This is a genomic window from Streptomyces sp. NPDC033216 (assembly GCF_055577115.1).
In genome coordinates this window covers 1-5,902 of the sequence record NZ_JBVIQK010000054.1, presented here as the reverse complement: position 1 = coordinate 5,902, position 5,902 = coordinate 1, and the positions used below count along the sequence as shown (strand labels likewise).

5 protein-coding genes are annotated in these 5,902 nt (G+C 65.6%); 2 read left to right on the top strand and 3 right to left on the bottom strand.

Translation table 11 applies throughout. The features are described 5' to 3' along the window. Positions 1-695 precede the first annotated feature (695 nt). Both ACZ5Y0_RS36715 and ACZ5Y0_RS36710 read right to left on the bottom strand, forming a co-directional pair. Positions 696-869, bottom strand: coding sequence for a hypothetical protein (locus tag ACZ5Y0_RS36715; RefSeq protein ID WP_469132971.1), 174 nt, complete (start codon positions 867-869; stop codon positions 696-698). Positions 870-1,333: 464 nt separating this feature from the next. Further along, positions 1,334-2,302 (bottom strand): protein NO VEIN domain-containing protein, encoded by a 969-nt coding sequence (locus ACZ5Y0_RS36710; RefSeq protein WP_469132970.1) that lies wholly within the window; start codon positions 2,300-2,302, stop codon positions 1,334-1,336. Between the two features lie 186 nt (positions 2,303-2,488). Here ACZ5Y0_RS36710 and ACZ5Y0_RS36705 point away from each other — a divergent pair, with 186 nt between their 5' ends. Then, complete coding sequence (locus ACZ5Y0_RS36705; protein WP_469132969.1) at positions 2,489-4,504, top strand: DNA/RNA helicase domain-containing protein; 2,016 nt, start codon at positions 2,489-2,491, stop codon at positions 4,502-4,504. A gap of 84 nt (positions 4,505-4,588) precedes the next feature. On the opposite strand, the gene ACZ5Y0_RS36700 is transcribed toward ACZ5Y0_RS36705, so the two are convergent. Further along, positions 4,589-4,963 (bottom strand): hypothetical protein, encoded by a 375-nt coding sequence (locus ACZ5Y0_RS36700; RefSeq protein ID WP_469132968.1) that lies wholly within the window; start codon positions 4,961-4,963, stop codon positions 4,589-4,591. A gap of 408 nt (positions 4,964-5,371) precedes the next feature. Between ACZ5Y0_RS36700 and ACZ5Y0_RS36695 the strand changes: the two genes are divergently transcribed. Then, complete coding sequence (locus ACZ5Y0_RS36695; protein ID WP_452786629.1) at positions 5,372-5,614, top strand: hypothetical protein; 243 nt, start codon at positions 5,372-5,374, stop codon at positions 5,612-5,614. Positions 5,615-5,902: the final 288 nt, after the last annotated feature.

Sequence of the window (5,902 nt, the reverse complement as noted above, 5' to 3'; positions counted from 1 at the left end):
CCCGCGGAGCGGGTACCACATCGCTGCGCGATGTGCAAGCGAACACCCGCGCTGCGCGCGGGTGTTGCGCTCCCGCTCCGCGGGAGCGCTGCTGCTCGCTGCGCGAGCAGCTCACCAGCCCGGCTGCGCCGGGCTGGTGACGCTCCGTCCGCTGCGCTCCCGGAGCTGCGGGGACTACGTCCCCGCAAGGTGGCCTCCGCTGCGCTCTAGCCACCAGGGGCGCTGCGCGCCCCAAAGGCCGGCCCCGCTGCGCGGGACGGCCAACGGGCCTGCGGCCCGGGCAGCAAGAGGGAGGGGGTGGCCGGGGTGGTGGCTCTGCATCACGTGATGCAGCATGTAGCCCTGGCGGAACCAGTCCACCTCGTGCTTCAAAAGGTAGCTCTGCTTAACTCTGGAATCGTCCTGAACCACCCGGGTGCGTCCAGGTGGGTCTGAGGGTTGTGTTTCACAATGTTCCTCAGACCCACCCTGGAGCGAACCTATGTATTTTCGGTAGTTTTCTCGGCAGAGTTTTGTTTCGCTATTTTGGTTGGGGTTTTCTTTGTGAAGTCTCCATCATTGTCCCTCCCTTCATTGTTGCGCATCTTTGCTTGCTGCTATTTTTCTAGTTGTACACGGGAGTTATGTTTGCTGGTTCAGGGTAAAAAAAATGGCCTCGTGATGTTCACGGGCCTTATCGAACTGCGGAGGATTTGTCATAGGCCTCCGAAGAACTCGATAATCCTGATGAGGTTACCAATAAGATTGATGCCCTGGCCGATTACCTTGAGCTTCCTTACTTTGTCACGGAGCCGGCGGTTGCTTCTCTGTCCTTCCTGTTGCTCCTGGTTAGCAGTCTGGTCTTCTGTTTTCTGATTGTTGATACTCATAGTGATTCCTTGATTACAATTAGTGGTCGTTTTTGGGCAAAATTATGCCGGAGGATGGTGACCTCCGGCGCAAAATACAAGTGTGGCTATGATTCGAGTGATGCTTGATTTAAAGGTACGACTTGCCCTTGTTCTCTATCTATCATACATCTGATAGGGGCCTTCTGTCGACCCGTCAGGTTCGCTCCAAGGGGCTTTGGAGGCGTCTTCTATGCCCTTCCTCGTTGCTGTCTATGACAGTCTATCAGGCCCCTCTGACAGAGCTCTGGATCCGTTGTCCCTGGATGCCTGAAAACAGTTAAGCAAACCCTGCCCAGGGCCCGCAACCGTTTCTATTACTTTGCACGGACGAACTGGGACCGCTCAGGTGGGCATGTGGGCCGGGTAGCACCATGAGGTCCTCCGGCCGCAGGACAGGTGACCGGGCGTCAGCCCGTCGACTTCCTGCGGCCGGAGCTCTGCAGTCAGGCGGTGGGGTCCGGGAGGCGGTACTCGTACTTGCGGGGGCGGAGGTCCTCCTCGGCCGGCTCCCAGTCGAGGTAGTGCGAGACCGTGCCCTCGCTGGCGGTGTAAGGGTCGGTGACGGTGTCGACCTTGATGTCGCTGACGACGTAGAGGTCGACGGTGTTGTCCTTGTCCCGGGCGTGCAGGACCTCGTTGATGGTGAGTTCGACGCTGGTGGCAGCGCCGGTTGTGCCTTTGACCTCGACGTGGCGTTCGTCGGTGCCGCGGGTGCAGCGCAGGTCGTAGGGTTTGCCGAGCTTCTCGACCGTCCAGCCCTGTGCTTCGTAGTGGGCGGTGGCGCGTTGTTCGGCGTGCTCTTCGATGGCCTTGCGCTTCTTGGGGTCGGAGATGTAGCCGGCGCCGCGGCGTCGGCGTTGGGGTTTCTTCTTTCCTTCGACCTGCTCGGCTGTGAAGCCCGGGGACTTGTCCAGGGGGACGTCTTCGGGGTCGTCGGGGTCGAAGGGAATGCCGGCGAGTTCCAGGAGGCGCTGAGCCGGCATCTGGACGAGCTTGCCCATGCCGCGGTCGGTACCGGAGCGGCGGATGGCGTCGCTGCCGGCTTCGGTGAGGGGGCCTTGGGGGCCGAGGGGGACGTTGTCGAGCTTGGCCAGGGGTTCGATGCCGAAGCGCTGGGGGTACTTCAGGCGCCGTTCGGCCTCCTCGTCGGGCCAGTGCCAAGCCTTGCCCTCGTAGAAGCCGCCGCGGACCTGGAAGAGGTAGAGGGTGGCGGCGCCCTGGAGCCAGTCGGCGAGCTGGACGCGAGGTGAGGCGCCGGTGGCCAGGACGGCGAACCGGGGGCGGGCGCCGTCGTCGTACTCCGGCTTCTTCTGGGGAAAGCCCCAGGAGAGGGTCTCGATGCCGTGCTCGAGGTTGCGCTGGGACTCGATGCTCTGACCCACGTGGACCATGACGAACGTCGAACTCTTCATGCAGAGCATCATAAGCATGCTCTTATCGAGTGGTCGATAGGTTTTACTTTGAGATAGCCTGCAAGATGTCATGGGCTCAACTTCGAGCCCCGGCAAGGCCACTGACAACGCCTCAGCAGCGCCGACGGAGCCCGGCGGGTCCCGCAGCCGCACGCTGGAGCACGGGCGGACAACAGGGGGAAGTGCATGTCCGACGATCCATCGACCACAACAGCGCGCGGCGGCGCGGTACCGCGGCAGCGCGCGAGCGGTTCTACGGCCGCAGAACCGGCGGCTGGTCTGCCGTGCGTGGCGGCGGGCCGAGTGCGCGACATCGCCGCATCGGCAGGCGATCCGACGTTCATCGACGGGTGCGTGAAGCGGTACGCGGCAGCAGGCTTCGGGACGCCGGACCAGGCCGAGGTGCGCAGCTGGCGCAATAGCTGGCCGCCGTTGCTGGAGGCGCTCGTGCGGGCGGGGCTGTCGGATCTGCAGCTGTATCTGGAGTACGGCACCCCGGGCGGCGGGCGTCGCCTGGACGCTCTGCTGGTCGGTGCCACGACGGACGGGATGCTCCGGCTGGTGATCGTCGAACTCAAGCAGTGGCAGACCTGCCGCGTCCTTGATACCGACCGGGTGATGCGCAGTGACGGGCTGGTGACGGCCCATCCGGTCCATCAGGTCGCTGCCTACCGCAGTTTCTTTCAGCACTGGCGTCCCGAGGGTGCGCCGGGGCTGGATGTGCGTGGGGTGGTGGTGCTGCACAATGCCACCGCCGGTGAGGGGGCGGCTCTGGTTACGGGTGCCGGTGGCGACGTCGGTATCCCAGTGCTGACGGCTGAGGAGTTGTCCGGGCCCGCCGGTGCGCTGGCGGGGCTGCTGTGCTGCGGGGATCTGGTGGCGCCGGATGCCGGGCAGGTGGCGGCGTTCGAGGACATCCGGTGGACGCCGTCCAGCCGGCTCCTCGACCACGTCGGCGCCGACCTAGCCGGCCACCGCGCCTTCGCGCTGGTCGGTGACCAGCAGGACGCGTTCGTCCGGATCCGTGCCGCTGCCTCCCACTACCTGACCGCGTTCGACGCCGGCACCGCTCAGAGGCCGAACGGGCAGAGCGATACGGGAAGCGGGGCCATCGTCACCGTCAGCGGTGGCCCGGGCAGCGGCAAGACCGCGCTCGCCGTGCGGCTCCTGGGCTACCTCATGCGCCAGCACCCCAACGCCGCCCCGCGTTTCATCACCCCCTCTGGCACCCTGCGCGCCCACCTCCTAGACGCCACCCGCGGCCACCTTGCCGCCCGCGAACTGTTCCCCTCAGCCGGCGCCCTGCGCAGCATCGCCCGCCAGGCCGGCGCCCTCGTCATCGACGAAGCCCAGCGCCTCAAGCGAGGCGGTGCGCGCGGTGTGCCGGCGGATTTGGCCGCCGTGCTCGAGCAGGTGCCACTGGCCGTGGTCTTCCTCGACGAACGGCAGATCATCCGCCCCGACGAAGGCACTACCGTCGAAGAGATCAGCGACGCCGTCCGTCGGTTGGGCCGGGTGCACCACCGCCTGGAACTCACCGGCTCCTTCCGCTGCAGCGGTTCGGCCGCCTACACCGCCTGGGTCGACGCCCTCCTGTACGGCACCCCCCAGTCCTGGACCGGACACGCCGGATACGACCTGCGTCTCGCAGACGATCCCTTCCAGCTCCAGGAAGGAGTCGAACTCGCCACCGCGCAGGGCCATACCGCCCGTACCACCGCCGGGTTCTGCTGGTCCTGGACGCGTACCCGTCCCCGCGGCGCCACCTCCCTCCCCCTCGACATCGAAATCCAGGTCCACGCCACCAGCCCGGGCACCCCCACCAGGACCTGGCGCGCCGCCTGGAACGCCGCCACCGCCCTCACCGACCCCCACGACGGCCAGCCCATCGCCCCCCACAGCCAACTGTGGGCCAGCCACAGCGGCGGCCACCAGCAAATCGGCTGCATCTACACCGCCCAAGGCCTCGAATACCACCACTCCGGCGTCATCATCGGCCCCGACCTCACCTGGAGTAACGGCCGGTGGCACGCCCACCCCGAAGAAAGCCGCGACAAAGACCTCCGCCACCTCACCCCCGACCAATACCTCCCCTACGCCCTCAACACCTACCGCGTCCTCCTCACCCGCGGCACCCACACCACCCACATCCACACCAGCGATACCGGCACCCGCCACATGCTCAGCCAGCTCATCAGCTGACATAGTGCAGGAAGCAGACACAACTCAGCGCCGGACAGGAAGTCCGGCGCTGAGTCATGCGGTCAGATGTGGAGGTGCTTGCGGCTACCGCTTGTCGTGGCGGTTACCGAGCAGGACATGGGCGACGGGCAGGAGCCCGACCACCACGGCCAGGGACCAGATCCCCTCCCACGGCATCGGGACGTCCACGGAGACCTTGAGCAGCACGAGAGGGCCGATAACGGAACCGACGAGACCCAGGACACGGGTCGAGGCATTGATCATTTGACCGGTGTGAGCGCCCGGGACACGCATTGCGACCTTGAACTTGTCCTTGGTGACCTCAATGGTCACCTGGGCGTCGCTGGTGGGTACTTCCACCTGGTCGACGAGGGTGGTTTCGATCCGCGTCTCGGCCTGCACCGACGGCTGCTCGCCGCAGCGGGGCGTGGTGGTTGCCTGCGTGAAGTTGTCGATCATAGGGCTGGGTACCTCCATGGTGGCGGCGATCGAGCCATGCACCCCGGATCGGCGCATGTCTGAACTCGATCTCAGATCCCAGCCAGCAGCTCGCCCCTATGTGTCGTAGAGGGCAGAGCAGCGGGCTAGGCATCTCCCGCTCAACCGCTGGCCTGGATGAAGCCGCTTGGAGATCCCCTTCTGATCGACTGCACGGCGGATGCCGCGCCACAAAAATACACGACTGAAGACCTGCTGTACACCGGCGTGTCACCAGATTGGTGAGTCTTCCGCATCGACAGCAGCCGGAATGCACCCCTCCCGAATACATTGAGCACCGAAATGGTGCATCTCAGGTGCGAGGATGTCATGATGGGGAGCCAGAAGTGCCGCCCGGCACCGTCCCCACTCCGAAGGAGGCTGAGAGGCATGCCCCGTCAGGCGGACAAACTCCATGCCGTACGCACCGAGAACGAACGTTTCACCGTTACCCTCATCGCCACAGCGGTCCAAGCAGTCGCCACCCTCATGCGGCTCACCGGCCTGTCCAAGACCGACGTCATCAACCGAGCCGTCCAGGTCTACGCCTTCCTCGCCCAACAAATGGCCGAAGGCAAGGAGGTCCTCCTGCGCGACGAAGAGGGCAACACCGAACGAGTCCACATCGTCTAAGCGATCAACTGCATAGACACTCTTGTTTGATCGCTCCGGCACAGCGACAGCACCATCACCCACAGGGTCACGGCGCTAGCGCGCAGCATCGGCCCCACTTGACCCTGGCGTCGGTCGGCACTCCCGGCTCCCCGCCTACGAACGCCCTCCCGACGTCCTGTGTGACAGCCCTCGCTTCAACGCCTACCTCAACGACCCACCTGCCCAGCAACCAGGCGGGGGGGGGGGGGGGGGGGGGGGGGGGGGGGGGGGGGGGGGGGGGGGGGGGGGGGGGGGGGGGGGGGGGGT